Source organism: Brevibacterium sp. FAM 24630 (genome assembly GCF_049804075.1).
GTDB lineage: Bacteria > Actinomycetota > Actinomycetes > Actinomycetales > Brevibacteriaceae > Brevibacterium.
Map to the genome: position 1 here is coordinate 23,643 of NZ_JBNBZD010000010.1, position 16,733 is coordinate 40,375.

Here is a 16,733-nt window from a genome sequence, read left to right on the forward strand (position 1 = left end):
GGAAACTAGATCGTTGCCACTACTTCTCCGAGAAGCGAACGTTCAAAACTAGTAAGCGGTATTCTCTCTGTGCCACGCAACACCTGAATTGCTTCAAGCATCTCATCGAGACTTCGGGAGTTCCCAAGTCCGCGTACCAACTGTCGCGATATCTCAAGAGGCAGGCCGTACTCTTCCAACGTAGTGAGATGCGGAGCGGAGAACATGCTCTCAACTCGGGCCGAGAAACCGTCGAATGACCCAGATTCCAATCCGCGCTCCTCAAGAATCTCGCTCACGACTACATCGAGCGCCCTCAACGCAGTGGGAAAATTGTGGTCTAGCCAGTACCGCACGAAATCGAACGCCGCCTCAATCTTCTCGTCAACGCTGGGAGATTGGTCATGCTCGTTCTCAACAAACCCCGCGATAATGTCCTTCATTCGGCCTTCAACGAGAGATGCTTGATTGACTTGATAAGCGAGTTGCTGCGCGCTGTATGCGCCGTGCCCACGATGATACGAAGGAGGAATGTAGTTCCACATCAGTTCGCAGACTGCCCGAAGCTCCGCCCATTTTGGGTAGGAAGTAGACCACTGCAGCGGCTGAAGCCGTGACGTGGGCAGCATGCGAATATGCTTCGCAAGCTCGGTTGCAGCTTCCGGTTCTACCCCCTTTATCGAGCGCAGAACCTTCAGGCTAAGGCCCGACTCTTCTAATACAGGTGACACCCGCTCCCTGGTCTCGTCGCTCCAATCTCCTTCGTCGATCTGCACGAGTAGTGAACTCGGGGCAATATCGCTTTGGCTGACACCAGGAATGTCAATTTCGGGAAACTCTCTCGTCGGGGCATCATGAAAGAGTACGATCTCACCCACGAAATGCTTAAACATTCTGCCAACACGGCCACGTATGTTAGCGAATGTGAAGTAGTTGTATGCCCTATTAGCAACTTTGCGATCAAGAATTATGATGCGTTTTGCTCGGGTATTGACTCCTTCGATCAGAGAGTTCGTGCAGACAAGCGTGTCAAGATCACCGTCTTCGAATCCCTGTACCATCTTTTGTGCGCGCCAACGAGGAAGGCGTCCATGATGCACACCCACACCACGTCGCAGCGCTCTTGAGACAATCCAATCCGGATGGTAGTTCTCTTCGATCCACTCGGCTACTTCCGGTAAGCCCCGACTAACGGTCGCGCCACTTGACCGCTGTTCGATCAGCGCTTCCAAAGCCTTTCGCGTCTTTGCTGGGCTTTGGCAATATACCAACGTGGGGTCACAGGACGAACCAATCAATTCGGCTACTATCGCGAGGCGTTCTTCGTCGTTTGAAGCCTTGATTTTTCTGGTGTCAGCAGCAACGGTGGAGAAATCAGTTCTGATGAAAGAAGCACGAAGGTTAGAAGGGAGGACTGATGCGAGGCCATCCACGACTGGACCCGCAAAGTAAAACTGGGCGCCAGTCTTAGCGAGTCGCAAGAATGCCTGATTCAACATTGATGCGCGTTGTTCTAGAGTGCCTTCGCTCTCCTCCGCGAGCTTGTAGAACTCGTCAATGAAGAACAAATCAACCGCAGGGAGTTGAGGAACCGCGAGCAACCGCTCCTGTGTCATGACCAGGATGTTGCGTTCACTCAACTCCTGGTTCGGGTGGGTGACAATCTTGTACTCACGAAATTGGGAGAGGCGTCGGCGGGTCTCATCCAGAAGTGCGATGGTAGGAACCACGAGTACCAGGTTCTTGTACCTGCCAGTTTGAACTAGTGCATCTATAACCACGCTCTTTCCAAAGCTGGTTGGCGCCGAGAGAATTACATTCTCTCCTTCAACCAGGCGGTGAAATACTTGAGACTGAATGCGGTGGAAGACGGTCTCAGAGGCTGGGTTGGGTCGGTTCATTTCCATGATGACCGCATCCCGAAGAGAGTCATGGTCTGCACCTTGAACGGCATAGGGGTACAGTCCGTGCATCATTGCTAGACTTCGAAGGATTTCGCCCTCGGGTCCCGTCCTACTGATTTTCTCAAGCGCTCGAATTACAAGATCCGTGCTTTCAGATCCGATGCCATTAATTGAAGTGAAAGCAGTAATATCGGATAGGATCTCAAACTCGTCGTCAACCTCACCGCGTAGCAGAGATGTCAGTTCTGCGTGAGAGCCTGCCATGCTTTCAACCTCCCATCGAAAGCGGACGTGAGTTCGGCCTTGGTGTCCATTGGGAAGAAAAACACGTGTGCCCTGATCTGACGAGGAAGTGTCCAGTTCTCGTACCTGTCTCGCAGACTCTTCCAGTTGTTCATGACCTCGGTTCGTAGATCAGCGAGGTACTCCTCAGTGCTCTCCTTGTGCCTGCCCGCAGCTTCGCTGTCATAGGAAATGAAGATAGGAACTACGACACTCTTGAATGTTCTGTCCAACGAGGTCTTTCGAGACAACAGCGCGGTGATCATGTCCCGGTGAGGATAGTCGTCAGGAATCTTGTCGGTTATGGCGGCAAATTCGTACCGCAGGTAGTCGCGACTGAGATGTAGCTTCAGCTCATCATATATTGCGCTGGCTGCACCGTAGCTGTCCTTATAGAGCTTCGATTCGCCAAGCCAGAGTTCTAGTTCCCCGGAGGCTCCTGTATCGACAATGTGGGCACAGTCGAAACCTTTGACAGTGTCGTTGGCAGCGTCTTTGAAGTAGATCCGGGATATAAGTCGCGAACTTCCATAGAACTTGCGCAGAATCATGTGAAGGAGGAGTTCACCAATTTCTCCTCTTCTCTCAAAGTCGATGGTGGCGTAAACACGACTGAGAGCCTTCCCGAGCAGTGCTGTGCCAGTAGCGTGGTTGTACCCTTCCAGTTCTTGCGTAGGAAGAATCCAATCGGCTGCCCAATTGATCAGGTCGACGCTGAGGTCATCGGAGCGCCATGTTCCATCTTCGAAACCGGCGCAAAACGTTGCAGATGGTAAGAGACTGTCGGTGTGATCTACGACGAGTTCAAGGATCGTCTCAGGAACTGGGAGCTTCGTAGCCATTGCCGACAGTTACCTCCGTGGATAGCTGAAGACGCTCAACGGAGGTGCCCATGAGGTCGAAGTTGCTGTCATAGCTACGCGTGCCGCAGCCATGCGGTTGAGTCACATCCTATCCTCTTCGGCTGTAGCCAAGAGGTCCTCTGGCGTGAGTGTCACCAGATGTCACAGGGATCGTTCTTGCCTCCTGACGCTGACAGAACGTTGGGCGACAGAGTCTCCGGTCTGAGGAGTATCCGCAGCTACCCGACGTATGGCTGCCGCTGCGCGGGCGCGGTCAATCTTCTGCGCCGCGCTCTGGGGTGCCGGGCCGAGTGGGGTGTCGTCGCTGATTTGGTAGCGGTCGCGGTAGGCCGCGATGGTCCGGGCGTCACGTCGCCAGCGTGCCTGTTCGCGGTCACCGGACGGCGGGTCACCGAGCGGCTGGGTCCACGGTTCGCCGGTCTGGCGGGCGGTGTCGAGGATCGCGTCGGCGCGGGTCTCGATCAGCTCTCGTCGCTCGGTCAAGGCCTGGAGCATGTCTGCCGCGATCGGGCCCTGCACGTGCGGGATGAGGCCGGCGATCAGCCGCGGGGTCTTCCTCGTGCGCCCCGACCCGGCCGGCTGGGCGGTGGCGCGTGCGAGACGGTAGTGCATGACCTTGGCGATGTCCTCGGCGTCATCGAAGCCGCGAGCAGCCACCAGGCGCGGGAAGAGTGTATCGACGTCGTGGTGGTTGGCCTCGGCGCGGCGCAGCTCGGCAGTCAGCGCTCCGAACGCGACCGAGCCCAGCGTGGCGTCGGCCTGCTCTTCGGTCAGGCCTGAGTCGCGGATGAGGGCGGCCCAGCGGTCGTGTTGGGCGGCTGCGGCGATGGTTTCGTACTCGGCGGCGAGCTGAGCGATCGAGCCCCACTGGTCCTGCTCGGCGGTGATCGTCTCGTGCGCGGAGAGCTCGGCTCCCGAGTGCTGCAGCACTCCGTAGAGGACCGAGCGGCCGGTGGCTTCCTCGTTGTCCGAGGGGTGCGGTGCGGCGTGGTCGTCGGGGCGGTCGAGGACGACGTAGGCGTGGTTGGACTCGCGGCCGCGGGTCATCGCGACGTAGACGTTCTCACGGGTCGAGGACGGCTCGACCAGCACATGTGCGGCATCGACCGTGATGCCCTGCGCCCTATGCGCAGTGACGGCGTATCCCAGATCCACGTGCTCGGCCACGTAGTCGGCCGGCAGCACGATCGACCCGAACCTTCGGCCGGGCTTGCGGATCGTGATCGACCCATCATCGCGCACGTCAGTGACCTGCCACCGTTCGCCGTTGCGCACCCACCCCCGGCCTGTGCCGGTGCGCAGGCGCCGGTCGTTGCGGCGGGTGATGATCGTGTCCCCGACCCCTGCGGACGTGCGCTCGGCCAGCGCGACCTCTCTGGTGGGGCGGATCGTGCCGTCCAGGATCAGGTCGGCACGGGCCCTCGCGTTCAGCGCGGTCACGTCATCGCGGGTCTCGGCGATCAGCACCGACGCCCGTCCGGCGTCGCGGTCGGCACGCCAGGCGGTGTAGGCGGCGTCGATCATGTCCTCGGCGTCACCATCGCTGATGCGGCCGTGACCTGCGTAGGTGTCGATCACGCGGGTGCGGCCGTGGCGCAGATCGAGGGAGGCGGTCTTCTCCCATTCGTGGACGAAGCGGTGCACGTCCACGAGCTCGGGAGCGTCGTCGCGGTCGGCCACGAGCATCCCGAAACTCCCGCCCGCATCGACCGACTGGAGCTGCCCGTAGTCGCCGACCAGCAGCACCTTCGCACCCGCGCCGGCCGCCAGGGCGGTGATGCGATCCAGCGACAGGGTGCCGGCAAGGGAAGCCTCGTCGATGATGACGAGCTGACCTTCCTCGAACGTGGTGCCCTGGGTCAGATGGTTCTGCCACCATTTCGCCGTGTTCTCGGTCGCGATCCCGAGATCCTCACCGAGAACTTGCGCGGCCACCGCCGACGGCGCAAGCCCGACCACCGAGCCCTTCCCGTGCTGCTTCTCCCATGCCTGGCGCAGCGCTGCCATGGCGGTGGTCTTCCCGGCACCGGCCGGGCCGACCAACACGTCGAGAACCCGGCCGGAGACTGCGATCTGGGTGAGCGCTGCCGCTTGGTCGTCGCCGAGCAGGTGCCCTTCCCGGTCGGGCTTCGCGGTGATCTTCTCGACCGTCTCGACCTCGACCATCGGGCCGGTCAGGGTGCGGGAGCGTTCCAGGAGACGGTCTTCGGCCTTCAGCAGCACCGTGGAGGAGAACACGGTCGAGTGGCGGCGCCGGAACACGCTGGTGCCGTCTGGGCGGCGGAAAGCGGCCGGGCTGGTAGCGAGCTCGGGCGGCGTCAGCCGCAGTGAGGCCTGCTCGGCGGCATCGGCGATCATCCCCACGGTGGCCTCCCGGTCGCTCGCGGTCGCGAACCGCCATTCTATCGACTGTCGGCTTGCCTCGGCGTGGAGGTTCCATCGCCGCCAGGTCGAGCGCTTCTCGCCCACAACCTCGACCACCGAGGCGCCGAGCTTGGCGATCACCTCTAACGGCACATCATCAGTCCGCAACGGCCGCACCTGCTGCGCCGTGGCGAGGAGACCACCGGCCCAGCCGGTCGCGTCCTCACCCAGTAGACGGCCGGCCCGCTCGCGCCAGCCGCTCGTCAGGTCGGCCAGGGAGTGGACCTGCTTCTCGGGGCGGGTGGCGAGGGTGGCCTGGGCGCGCAGGCGCACGATCGTCCGCGCCGAGGGCCGGCGACCGTGCTCGGCGGTGTAGGCGGCGATGAGCCGGTCGGCCTCGGCATCGATATCGCGGGCGCGGGAGGAGAACTCCTCGATCAGCTCCTCGCTGACCCCGGTGATCTCCCACGCCGGGTTACGGTCCCGGCCCCGATCCCGCGCCTCCCACTCCACGCCGAGCGTGCCGGTGAGGCGGTCGGCCAGAACCGCGTTGTAATGCTCCGAGAGCGCGACCACCGCCGCATGCATGGGCCGCCCGTCCAGCGACCGCCAGCGTCCGTCCAACGCGGTCTGGACCTTGTTGGAGATCACGACGTGGGTGTGCAGCTGCGGGTCCCCGGAGCGGCTGTCGTAGTGATCGAAGGCCGTGGCGATCAGGCCGGTCACGTCGACCTGGGCGACCGCGCCATCGGCGGCGGTGTAGCCGGTGCGGGTCGCGGCGACCTCGCGCTCCATGAAGTCCACGACCTCGGCGACCGCGTCGTGATGCGCCTGAGCGATCAGGGCCTGCGTGCCGGCGTCGGCCACGCCCCACAGCACCGAAACGGACTTCGGCACCGAAAACGTGTAGTCGAAGCCCGCAACCGAACGGCGGTTGCCCCGCTCGATCTCCTCGGCCTCGATCTGGCTGATCTGCTCGGCACGCTCACCCATCCCCAGGCCAGGGTCGAGGTCCGCGACGCGCTGCTCGATCCGTTCCGCGACCGAGACGTACCGTGGGAAGGCCCGCCCGAGCGGGTCGCCGCTGACGGGGTCGCGGCCCATGCCGATCAGCAACTGCAACTGCGACTCTGAGACCTCATCGCCGTGAACGATCTGCCCGTCGCCGAGGCCGTGCAGAGCCGACCCCATCCAAGTGCCCGGTGGTGTTCCCTCCTCCGTGTAGTACCTGGTCAGCGGGGTCGAGAGGGAGCGATCGCCGTCGGCGGCAGCGATCGTGCGAAGCAGGTACTTGTACCCGTCACCCGCACTCATCACCCGCATCGAGACCGTCATGCAGATCAGGTGAACCGCGCAGTCACCATGCAGAACGGTGACAATGTCCGAGCGGCGTTCTTCTCTCATGCTGGTGGGGTGAGGATCAGCTGGATGGGGTGCTGGGTGTCGTGGGGTCTGGTGTCTGCTTTCGGCGGTGTCGGAGTCTGCGGTGGAGGCCGTTTGCTATCGCGACGGCGGCGACGACGATTCCAGCCCCCGTGAGTTGGAGCGCTGTGGGGTACTCAGCGAGGGTCACAGCGGCGAGGCCGAGCGCGAGCACCGGTTGGGTCAGCAGGAGTGTTGCGGTGGTGGTGGGGGCGAGGCGGATGCTGCCGTGGTGGATCAGCAGCCAGGCGATGACCTGCCCGAGGAGGGCGAGAGCGACCAGCAGCGTCCAGGATGAGGCGCTGATGCTGGTCAGGTGCAGCCCGCCGGAGAACGGGGCGATGAGCGTCGTGGTCATCGCGGCGGAGGCGGTCGCCCAGGCCAGCGGCTGGATCAGGCGGCCCGGTTCCTGCCGGGTGGCTCGGCGGGTGAGGAACAGGTAGGTTCCGTACCCGACTCCGGCGAGCAGGCCCAGGACTGTTCCTGTGACAGCGTTTCCGCCCAGTGTGGCGGTGTCCCACAGGCCGCCGACGAGACTGATCCCCAGCAGCATCAGTGGCAGGGCCACGAGGAACTGCGTCGTGATCGGTTCTCGGTCGACGGCCAGCGCCAGCAGCGGGAGCACGATCACCTGGACGTTGATCAGGACGGTGCTGATCCCGGCACCGACCTGATAGATCGCGGCGGTCCAGGCGGCGTAGTCGACCCCGAGCGCGATCCCGGCCGCGGTCGCCCAACCGATGCCCCGCCACGACAGACCGCCACGCCGGTTACGTTCGGCACGCGCCAGGGGAACGAGAACGAGCACGGCGATCGCGCAGCGCAGCATGGCGGTCGTCGCGGCGTCCACACCGGCGAGCTTGACCAGGATCGCCGAGACCGACAGGCACAGCGCTCCGGCGAGCACGCCCGCCGACCCGACCGCGGAGATTGGGCTTCCAGCCTGGTGGGTGTTGATCACACCCCGACGTTATACATCGCACACCGGTAAGCACTACTTCTGATATCTACCAAGTAGTGGTAAGCATGACGTATGAGTGTGGAATGGAACCGACTGCGGGTACTGGATGCGGTCGCGCGGGCCGGATCGGTGACGCGGGCAGCCGCGCTGCTGCACATGACTGGCCCAGCCGTGTCGCAGCAGCTGCGGCGGATCGAGGCCGAAGCCGGCATCCGCGTGGTCATCCCCGATGGTCGCGGGGTGCGCCTGACGAGCGAGGGGCGCGTGCTGGCCGACTACGCCGGCCGCGTCGCCGAACTCATGACGCAGGCGGAGAAGGATCTGCACCACGGCGACGAACTGGTCGGTCGCATCTGCATCGGCGCGCTCGCCTCGATCATCCGCACCGCTCTCACCGCACGCCTCCCCGCGTTTCAGCGTTGCCACCCGCGCGTGGAGCTGCGCATCGAAGACGGCGAAACGACCGGGCACCTGGATCGCCTCATCGATGGTCGCCTCGACCTGGTGTTCGCCGAATCCTGGAGCCCGTCACCGCTCCGGCTGCCCTTCGGCGTCGCCTCCCGCCTGGTGGCCAGCGAACCCGTGTGGATCGCGCTGCCCGGAACCCACCCGCTGCGGGAGAACGCAGTGCTCGACCTCACGGACCTGGCCGATGAGGTCTGGGCCACCTGCGCGCGCGATTCTGACGGGCACCTGGCCCTCACCCAGCTGGCACGCGCGACCGGGATCGAACTCGATATCCGGCACTACGTCGCCGATCACTCCACCCAGCTCGCACTCGTGAACGCGGGCCTTGCCATCGCCTGCGTACCTGCCTCCGCACGCCAACCCGACGATGCCGGGATCGTCTACCGCCGGCTGAGCACCGAGATGCACCGCGACATCCTGCTCCTGACCAGCGACAAGACCCCGCCACGCCCAGTTGACACCCTCGTCGCACACCTCACGGCCACGTCGCACGAGTAGGCTTAAGCCGCAGAAACTAGCCGATCAAGACGCGACTACTTTTGCGCCCCCACGGCGTGCGTTACTCTGCGTAGCACCTCGTCAACGTAACGGTATTGACAGCCGTCGGTCACGGCGTTCGCACGTCTGAGCGGAGTAGTTCCGCGCCGCGTTCGCCCCTCGACGATGATTTTTGGCTATGGTGGATGTGTAGACACGGGGTGCCCGACGCGGGCTGAGATCACACCCGGGAACCTGATCGAGTTCGGACTCGCGGAGGGATGTCGATGAACGACGTTATGCAGGCACACTTGCGGGTGCTGGCGCGCACTCCCGTTTCCAGGCTCGACACGAGCGAGAGATGGAGACGGGACTTTGATTCCGAACGTATTGACCATCGCGGGCACTGACCCCACCGGGGGCGCGGGGATCCAAGCCGATCTGAAGGCTTTCTCCGCGCAGGGCGCTTACGGGATGAGCGTGATCACGGCCGTCGTTGCTCAGAATACACAGGGTGTGCAGGGCTTCGTCGCTCTGGAGCCGGGATTCGTTGCGGAACAGATCGCCGCGGTGTTCGAGGACGTGCGCGTAGACGCAGTGAAGATCGGGATGGTCGCCAACGCCGCTATCGCCGAGGCGATCGCCGAGAGTCTGGACCGCTACACGAAGTGCCCGGTGGTGCTCGACCCAGTGATGGTCGCCAAGAGCGGAGATCATCTCCTCGAGCAGGACGCCGTCGACACGATCCGCGAGCGACTGGTGCCGCGATCCACCGTGATCACCCCGAACCTCCCCGAGGCCTCGGTCCTGCTCGGACGCGACACCGAGATCGGCGACCTCGCAGGGATGCGGGCGGCGCTGGATGAGCTGCGTGGCCTCGGAGCCGGCTGGGTGCTGCTGAAGGGCGGTCACCTCGGCAGCGGCGAGAGCATCGACATCCTCACCGGTGCCGAGACCATCGAGCTGACCGCACCGCGCATCGACACCGTGAACAATCACGGCACCGGCTGCACCCTGTCGGCCGCGCTCGCCGCCCTCCTCCCGGGCCAGGCCGTGCCCGTGGCGGTGCAACACGCAAAGGAGTACCTCACCGAGGCGCTTCTCCGCGCCGGAGACCTGGAGGTCGGCTCCGGTCACGGCCCCGTCCACCACTTCCACGCCCTCTGGGGCGACGCACTTGACCGAGGAGGAGAACGATGACCGAGAGATTCACCGACGCGCTGCGCGATCAGAACCGAGACACCTGGGAGCGGGCGGTCTCGCACCGCTTCGTGCGCGAACTGTTCGACGGCAGCATCGACGACGCCGTGATGGCTGGCTACCTCGTGCAGGACTATCGCTTCCTCGACGGCTTCCTGGTACTGCTCGGCTCTGCGGTCGCGAGCGCCGACGCGCTCGAGCCGCGGCTGAGGCTGGCCCGCTTCATCGGCGAAGTCGCGGGCGACGAGAGCACCTACTTCCTGCGCGCCTTCGACGCGCTCGGCGTGACCGAAGAGCAGCGTGAGCTGATCCCCGACACGGAGGCGACCACCGCGTTCACGGCGCTGTTCCGCGAGGCGGCCGAGACCCGCGAGTACGCGGTGATTCTTGCGGTGCTGCTCGTCACTGAATGGCTGTACCTCGACTGGGCCACGAACGCGCCTGAAGCGCTGCCGGAGAGCTTCGTGCATGCCGACTGGATCACGCTCCACGACTACCCCGGGTTCCACGACCTCGTCGCCTTCCTCCGCGCCGAGCTCGACCGGGTCGGCCCCGCGCAGCAGGCGCTTGCCGAGGACTTCTTCGCGCGGGCCGTCGCGATCGAGCTGGAGTTCTTCGACGCCAGCTATACCCACCCGTTGGAAGGAGTAGCCCGATGACCCTCTTCGCAGACCTGAAGACCGCGATCGGCCCCGAGTGGCGGACCTACACCGAGCACGAGTTCGTACAGAAGCTCAGCGAGGGCACCCTGCCGCTGCCCGTGTTCCAGGACTACCTGGTGCAGGATTACCTGTTTCTCGTGCAGTTCGCCCGCGCGAACGCGTTGGCCGCGTACAAGAGTCGCAGCCTCGCCGACATCACAGACGCGAGCGGAGCGCTGCGCGCGATCCTGCACGAGACCGAGCTGCACTGTCGCCTCACCGCGAGGTGGGGCATCCCGGAAGACGAGCTCGATGCGGCGCCTGAGAAGCAGGCGACGGTCGCCTACACCCGCTACGTGCTGGACACCGGCATGTCGGGCGACCTGCTGGACCTGCACGTCGCACTCTCCCCTTGCACGATCGGTTACGGCGAGATCGGCGTCGCTCTCGATCCGGCGCGCCGGGCCCGCGAGGGTCACCCGTACGCGGAGTGGATCGCCGAGTACGCCGGTCCCGAGTTCCAGGGAGCCGCAACGGCTGCGATCCAACGCCTTGACGCGTTGACCGGCGGCGAGGTCACCGAACAGCGGTTCGAGGCGCTTGTGCAGGTGTTCCGCGCCGCCACCCGGCTGGAGGCCGATTTCTGGCAGCAGGCACTCGACTCCGCCGCCTGATCAGCTGCTCAGGGCTTCGAGCAGTGTGCGTTCGAGCCGCGCGAACTCGGGGTGAGCGATGGTCTCGATGCCACGCGGCCTGGGAAGTGCGACATCGATCACCATGCGCACGGAGGCTGGGCGTGGGGTGAGTACGACGACGCGGTCGGAGAGCAGGATCGCCTCGCGAACGTCGTGTGTGATGAGCAGGGCGGTCCAGTCGTGCTCGATCCAGACCTGCTGCAGCCAGGCCTGCAGCTCCTGCTTGGTGAGCGCATCGAGCGCACCGAAGGGTTCGTCGAGCAGCAGGGTCTGCTGTTGCTGCACCACGGTGCGCAGCAGCGCCGCGCGCTGCCGCATCCCGCCGGACAGTTCGAACGGCAGAGCATCCTCGAACCCCGAGAGGCCGAAGCGAGGGAACCACTCGCGTACCTGTTGCTGAGCAGCACGGCGCTTGATCCCTTGCACTTCGAGGCCGAGTGCGGCGTTCTCGGCGATGCTGCGCCAGGGAAAGAGGAGATCCTTCTGGGGCATGTAGGCGGCGTGGTTGCAGGATCCAGCCGCTTCTCGTCCGTCGACTCGGATGCTACCCGAAGTGGCCTGGTCGAGGCCGGCGATGATGTTGAACAGGGTGCTCTTGCCGCACCCGGACGGCCCGATGATCGAGACGAGCTCGCCTGGTGACACGTGGAGCGAGACGGCGTCGAGCACACGACGGGTCTGACCGCGTCGCAGTTGGAACTCGCGGGTGATCTCGTCGAGTTCGAGGCGGGGCGCGGTTTCAGCGCTCATTCGCCGCCCTCCTTTCCTTCAGGTGCCAGGGGATGACGAGCCGTTCGATGAGGTAGGTGGAGAGGTAGAGGGTGATGCTGACGAGTGCCGTGACGGCGACTGCGGCGAGCACGAGGTCGGTGCGGAACGCGTTCTTCTGCACGCTCATGTAGATTCCAAGCCCTTCTTTCGCGCCGACGTATTCGGCGAAGATCGCCCCGATCACCGCGTAGGTGATCCCGATTCTGAGCGAGGTGAAGAACAATGGGAGTGCCGAGGGGAGCCTGACGAGCAAGAACTCGCGGATCCTCCCCGCCCCCATGCTGCGCAGCAGTGCGGAGGCTTCCCGGTCTGTGTGTGCGAAGCCTTCGACGAGGCCGATCGTGATCGGGAAGAAGGTGACGAGGGCGACCACGAGGATCTTCGGTAGCAGCCCGAATCCGAACCAGATGATCATGAGCGGCGCGATCGCGATGACAGGGATGGTCTGCGAGGCGACCAGCAGAGGGATGAGGCCTCGGCGCATGAGCGGTGAGAAGTCGATGGCGATCGCGATTATCCATGCGCACACCAGGGAGACGCCGAAGCCGACCGCTGTCACGCTGAGCGTGGCCGCGGCGTGATCGACGATCGCGGCGCGGTGCTCCCATCCCGACTCCGCGACACGGGACGGGGCGGGGAGCACCTGCGGGCGCGCCCCGGTCAGGTGCACGGCCGCCTCCCACACTGCGACGAGCACGGTGAGGAAGACGAGCGGCACCCACAGGTTCGCCCAGGAGCGCGCCCGCACGATCAGTCCTGCAGGTACTCGTTCGTGAAGAACTCCGACCAGTCCGGCTGCTCGTCGAGCGGCTTCCCGTCGCGGTCGGTGAGCAGCCCTGTATCGAAGAGGAACTCGCCCAGCTCGCTCCAGTGCTCCTCGGTCTGCAGGCCGAAGTCGCCGTTCTCATCGAGCATGTAGCCTTCGGAGAGCATCTGCTGCCCTGCGACCAGCAGGTCCAGCTCGGTGAGCAGACCGGAGTTCTCCTCCTGCAGGATCTCCGCCGTCGCCTCCGGATCGGCGATCGAGTCCTCATATCCTCGGGCCAGCGCCTGCACGAAGTCGCGCGCCACATCGGGGTTCTCCTCGAGCCAAGTACCGTTGCCGACGACGATCACCTGATAGGCGTCGGGGAACCCGTAGTCGGTGTAGGCGAAGTTCTTCAGCTCGATCCCGCGCTGCTCAGCCTCGACGCCCTCCACCGCGACGAACGGAACGGTGAAGTCCACGTCCCCCGAATAGAGCGCCTCGTATGCGCTCGTGCCGAGCACGACAGTCTCGAAGTCGCCTTGACCGCCTGCGGCCTGCACGACACCCTGCATGGTGATCGTTTCGGCGGGGTTGTCGAAGCCGCCGAAGACGAGACCGTCGAGGTCTGCGGGGCTAGTGATGTCGTCGCGGTCGCCGAGCACAGCGACCTCGGTCGCCCACGTCTGCTGCACGGCGAGCACCGATGTGAGGTCGGCGCCGGAGGCGATCGACATGGAGGCGGTGTCCTGGAAGCTGATACCGAACTCCGCCTGACCAGCGTCGACGAGCACCTCGGGGTTGCTGTTGTTGAACGGCAGGATCTCGACATCGATGCCGGCGTCTTCGAAGTACCCCTCGTGCAGGGCCACGTACAGGCCAGTATGGTTCACGTTCGGGGTCCAGTCGAGCGCGAAACGCACGGTCGTGCGCTGATCATCGGCCGGGGCATCGTTGTCGGTGCCGGCGCAGCCGGTGAGGACGACGGTGGTGAGCGCGATTGCGCTGGCTGCGGTCAATGCGCGTCGGAATCTGGGTGAGATGGTCACGGTTCTCCATGTTCTGTTCGGGGAATGAGGTTTGGGAATCAGGGGCGGTTCGTGCTCAGCCCCAGGCCCGCACGAATCGGCGCGCGGTCGCCTTGGGGTCTTCGGCGGCGCAGATCGCGGAGACGATGGCAGCCCCTGCGGCGCCGTCGTCGCGCAGCCGGGCGATATCGTCTATACCGATGCCGCCGATCGCGACCGAGGGCACCGACGCCGCGGCCGCCAGGCGTCGAAAGCCGTCGAACCCCAGCGCCGGAGGATGGTCCGGCTTGGTGGCCGTGGGGCGGATCACGCCGATGCCGAGGTAGTCCACAGTGCCTTCGGGTAAATGCGTCACCGCTGCGAGGTGCTCGTCACTGTTCGCTGTCAGGCCGATCACGGCATCGGGGCCGAACTCGTCGCGCGCCGATCGCACGGCGGGGTCACCCTGCCCAAGATGCACCCCGTCGACCGGGATGCCGCGTTCTCTCGCTGCTATCGCGACATCGAGCCGGTCGTTGACCAGCAGCAGCGCGCGGCCCTGGATCGCTTCCGCCAGACGTTCGAGCTCACGCAGATGTGCATCGAAGCCGGCATGCTTGTCGCGCAGCTGTACGGTGCGCACCCCGCCATCGACGGCTGCCCGCACGGTCTCCGCCACGCCCCGTTCACCGCAGAGCGCACGATCGGTCACCAGGTAGATGCCGAGGTTCACGCCCCACCGCCCGGCGCCGTCTCGGCGCGCACCTGCTCCGACGCGCTCACCTCCGCTGCGCTGATCGCGTACAGCGCGTCGAGCAGACGGGCAGCGAACGACCCGGGCCCCGCCGTCTCTGCAGCGGCCCGCTCAGCGGCGATCCCGTACACGACATGCGCAGCAGCCACCGCCTCGACCGGTGAGAACTCACCACGGATGGCAGCGAATGCCGCGATCAGCGCACCCAGCGCGCACCCACCGCCGGTGATCTTCGTCAGCAGCAGATCGCCGTTTGAAACCCGGAGGATGCGCTCACCGTCGGTGACCAGATCCACCGGCCCAGACACCGCCACGACTGTGCGCAGGTCTCTCGCCAACCGCATCGCGATCGGTGCGGCCGCCTCGGTCTCATCCGCACTTTCGACGCCCTTGCCACCCGTTCCGGCCCCCGCGAGCGCGAGGATCTCGGAGGCGTTGCCCCGGATCGCGAACGGGTGCTGGGCGGCGAGCTTCTCGGCGAGAGCTGTCCGGATGGGCAGCGACCCGATCGCGACCGGATCGAGCACCCACGGCGTGCCCGCATCGTTCGCCACGGCGACCGCTTCCTCGGACGCCGCACGCTGCTCCGGGATCGGCGTTCCCAGATTCACCAACAGGCCCCCGGCGACACGGGCGAACGGTCCGGCCTCGCCGACGATGTCGACCATCGCCGGTGCCGCGCCGATGGCCAGCAAGGTGTTCGCGGTGAAGTTCGTGACCACCGAGTTAGTGATGCACTGCACCAACGGGGTCTGCGCCCTCAGCTCACCGAGCAGAACCGCGGATGATGAGACAGACATGAACTCTCGCTTTCTTCCACTGCGAAAGAAAGTCGATCACCATGACGGCACGCCGAAAGCGGACACCTGGATCGGTATCTCGAACGCGCTGAAGTCATCCGGACATTCCCTTCGCCAGTACGAACTAGAGCAGGTTCGACGGGTGTGATCTCAGCCGCTGGGTGCGGCACCCCGTGTCACTGCCCACTACCCTAACGCATTCGGCCACAACTGGGAGCACTCCCGTGGAACGCTAGGGCCGCCGATGGTCAGGAGCACGGCAGATCCTGGCGGGGGCTGTCGACGGTGATTCGCCGACACTGAACCAGATCGGTGCAGCCCACGGTGTCAGGGACCATATAGAAAGATCAAATACCAACACGGGCAGCCGACCACGGCCCCATCCTGGTACAAAACCATGCGGTCGGCAGGAGCACGGAGACGCTGAGGACTACCAGCCTCTGAGGGGCTCCGGGTGAGATCGGCCGGCGGCATCGGCGCCCTCCACTCCTGCTGCACGGAACCCGCACCTCCGTCAGTACACGAAAAAAGCGGCGGGAGTGAACGCAAGACCTCGGATAAACGTTCCCTCGCAAAGAGCCAGCGACCGATGAGCAGCACAAATCCTCGGTAGACTGGTGTGACGTGACACGGGGTGCTGCACGGGATCTGCGGCTGAGATCACACCCGTCGAACCTGCTCTAGTTCGAACTAGCGAAGGAATGTCCAAGTGAGTGCTTCCACCTCTCCGTCCCGTCCGATCGTCGCGACGATCGCAGCAGTCATCCGTGGCGGCGACGTGCTGCTGGTGCGTCGCGCGAACCCGCCAGATGTCGGGCGGTGGGGCTTCCCTGGGGGGAAAATCGAAACCGGCGAAACAATTCAGCAAGCCGCCCTACGCGAGTTGCATGAGGAAACCGGCGTGCACGGTGAGGCACGCGAGGTGTTCACCGCTGTCGATGCCTTCCATCACGACGACTCCGGCACCCTCCTCCAGCACTTCGTCCTCGTCGCGGTGCGGTGCGACTGGCGAACCGGGGTACCCGTGGCAGCTGATGACGCGCTGGAAGCACGCTGGTTTTCAATCGAAGACCTCGAACACGGAGACCTTGCACTCAGTCTTGATGTGCGCGAAGTTGCCGAGACTGCCTTCCGGCTCGCGCAAAGCTCTTGAACTATCTCAATACGTTTGAATGATACCGAACGACGGAAAGAGGACAACTACTTTTGGAACCGCACGGGGTTCCTGGTAGATGCAGTGCGACACAATGCGGGTTCTGTCAGTTGATCGTTTCGTGACGATCCCAGAAGTCTCGCAGTCGCATAGCGAGAGATTCAGGGCGTTCTTCCGGTACGAAATGCCCGCAGTTCTCGATGATGCCACCTTCAAGGAGAGACGTGCTATCTCGGGTTTCTTCGAC

The 16,733-nt window shown here is 64.4% G+C and carries 14 protein-coding genes and 3 riboswitches; of the genes, 5 read left to right on the forward strand and 9 right to left on the reverse strand.

Annotated features, from left to right (window positions below):
• Window positions 1-5: 5 nt before the first annotated feature.
• From ACPUD7_RS09345 to ACPUD7_RS09360, 4 genes are all read right to left on the reverse strand, one after another.
• On the reverse strand, window positions 6-2,147 hold the full coding sequence (locus ACPUD7_RS09345) for a DEAD/DEAH box helicase (protein WP_425119740.1): 2,142 nt from the start codon (window positions 2,145-2,147) through the stop codon (window positions 6-8).
• Window positions 2,123-3,007 carry a HamA C-terminal domain-containing protein gene (locus ACPUD7_RS09350; protein WP_135541526.1) on the reverse strand — a complete coding sequence of 295 codons (885 nt, stop codon included), beginning with the start codon at window positions 3,005-3,007 and terminating at the stop codon, window positions 2,123-2,125. The genes ACPUD7_RS09345 and ACPUD7_RS09350 overlap by 25 nt, the downstream gene beginning before the upstream one ends.
• Window positions 3,008-3,169: 162 nt before the next feature.
• Entirely contained in the window at window positions 3,170-6,727 is a 3,558-nt protein-coding gene (mobF, locus tag ACPUD7_RS09355) for a MobF family relaxase (protein ID WP_167854467.1), read from the reverse strand.
• Window positions 6,728-6,812: 85 nt separating this feature from the next.
• Window positions 6,813-7,775 (reverse strand): DMT family transporter, encoded by a 963-nt coding sequence (locus ACPUD7_RS09360; RefSeq protein ID WP_425119741.1) that lies wholly within the window; start codon window positions 7,773-7,775, stop codon window positions 6,813-6,815.
• A gap of 78 nt (window positions 7,776-7,853) precedes the next feature.
• Between ACPUD7_RS09360 and ACPUD7_RS09365 the strand changes: the two genes are divergently transcribed.
• From ACPUD7_RS09365 to tenA, 4 genes are all read left to right on the forward strand, one after another.
• Window positions 7,854-8,741: a LysR family transcriptional regulator gene (locus ACPUD7_RS09365; RefSeq protein WP_425119742.1), complete on the forward strand. Its 888-nt coding sequence runs from the start codon at window positions 7,854-7,856 to the stop codon at window positions 8,739-8,741.
• A gap of 186 nt (window positions 8,742-8,927) precedes the next feature.
• A riboswitch (TPP riboswitch) is annotated at window positions 8,928-9,019 on the forward strand.
• A 76-nt stretch (window positions 9,020-9,095) separates the two neighbouring features.
• The gene (gene thiD, locus ACPUD7_RS09370) at window positions 9,096-9,920 is read left to right on the forward strand and encodes a bifunctional hydroxymethylpyrimidine kinase/phosphomethylpyrimidine kinase (RefSeq protein ID WP_425119743.1); all 825 of its coding nucleotides are present in this window, start codon (window positions 9,096-9,098) and stop codon (window positions 9,918-9,920) included.
• Window positions 9,917-10,579 (forward strand): TenA family protein, encoded by a 663-nt coding sequence (locus ACPUD7_RS09375; RefSeq protein ID WP_135541530.1) that lies wholly within the window; start codon window positions 9,917-9,919, stop codon window positions 10,577-10,579. The genes thiD and ACPUD7_RS09375 overlap by 4 nt, the downstream gene beginning before the upstream one ends.
• Entirely contained in the window at window positions 10,576-11,235 is a 660-nt protein-coding gene (gene tenA / locus ACPUD7_RS09380) for a thiaminase II (protein ID WP_135541532.1), read from the forward strand. Before ACPUD7_RS09375 ends, tenA begins: the two co-directional genes overlap by 4 nt.
• On the opposite strand, the gene ACPUD7_RS09385 is transcribed toward tenA, so the two are convergent.
• Genes ACPUD7_RS09385 through thiM form a run of 5 tightly spaced genes read right to left on the reverse strand, consistent with a single transcriptional unit; the run spans window position 11,236 to window position 15,333 of the window.
• Entirely contained in the window at window positions 11,236-12,006 is a 771-nt protein-coding gene (locus ACPUD7_RS09385) for an ABC transporter ATP-binding protein (RefSeq protein ID WP_135541534.1), read from the reverse strand.
• Window positions 11,996-12,775, reverse strand: a complete 780-nt coding sequence (locus ACPUD7_RS09390) for an ABC transporter permease (protein ID WP_240689998.1) — start codon at window positions 12,773-12,775, stop codon at window positions 11,996-11,998. Before ACPUD7_RS09390 ends, ACPUD7_RS09385 begins: the two co-directional genes overlap by 11 nt.
• 2 nt (window positions 12,776-12,777) lie before the next feature.
• Complete coding sequence (locus tag ACPUD7_RS09395; protein ID WP_135541538.1) at window positions 12,778-13,821, reverse strand: ABC transporter substrate-binding protein; 1,044 nt, start codon at window positions 13,819-13,821, stop codon at window positions 12,778-12,780.
• 55 nt (window positions 13,822-13,876) lie between these two features.
• The gene (thiE, locus tag ACPUD7_RS09400; protein WP_205683375.1) at window positions 13,877-14,512 is read right to left on the reverse strand and encodes a thiamine phosphate synthase; all 636 of its coding nucleotides are present in this window, start codon (window positions 14,510-14,512) and stop codon (window positions 13,877-13,879) included.
• Complete coding sequence (gene thiM, locus ACPUD7_RS09405; protein WP_425119744.1) at window positions 14,509-15,333, reverse strand: hydroxyethylthiazole kinase; 825 nt, start codon at window positions 15,331-15,333, stop codon at window positions 14,509-14,511. The genes thiE and thiM overlap by 4 nt, the downstream gene beginning before the upstream one ends.
• 88 nt (window positions 15,334-15,421) lie before the next feature.
• Window positions 15,422-15,517: riboswitch (TPP riboswitch) on the reverse strand.
• A gap of 436 nt (window positions 15,518-15,953) precedes the next feature.
• Window positions 15,954-16,052: riboswitch (TPP riboswitch) on the forward strand.
• Between thiM and ACPUD7_RS09410 the strand changes: the two genes are divergently transcribed.
• Window positions 16,043-16,486 (forward strand): NUDIX hydrolase, encoded by a 444-nt coding sequence (locus ACPUD7_RS09410; RefSeq protein ID WP_135541542.1) that lies wholly within the window; start codon window positions 16,043-16,045, stop codon window positions 16,484-16,486. It overlaps the preceding riboswitch by 10 nt.
• Window positions 16,487-16,733: the final 247 nt, after the last annotated feature.

Bases quoted from the DNA above. Each gene is read 5' to 3' on its own strand.
- ACPUD7_RS09345 (WP_425119740.1), bottom strand. From the start codon at position 2,147: ATGGCAGGCTCTCACGCAGAACTGACATCTCTGCTACGCGGTGAGGTT.
- ACPUD7_RS09350 (WP_135541526.1), bottom strand. From the start codon at position 3,007: ATGGCTACGAAGCTCCCAGTTCCTGAGACGATCCTTGAACTCGTCGTA.
- mobF (WP_167854467.1), bottom strand. From the start codon at position 6,727: ATGACGGTCTCGATGCGGGTGATGAGTGCGGGTGACGGGTACAAGTAC.
- ACPUD7_RS09375 (WP_135541530.1), top strand. From the start codon at position 9,917: ATGACCGAGAGATTCACCGACGCGCTGCGCGATCAGAACCGAGACACC.
- tenA (WP_135541532.1), top strand. From the start codon at position 10,576: ATGACCCTCTTCGCAGACCTGAAGACCGCGATCGGCCCCGAGTGGCGG.
- ACPUD7_RS09385 (WP_135541534.1), bottom strand. From the start codon at position 12,006: ATGAGCGCTGAAACCGCGCCCCGCCTCGAACTCGACGAGATCACCCGC.
- thiM (WP_425119744.1), bottom strand. From the start codon at position 15,333: ATGTCTGTCTCATCATCCGCGGTTCTGCTCGGTGAGCTGAGGGCGCAG.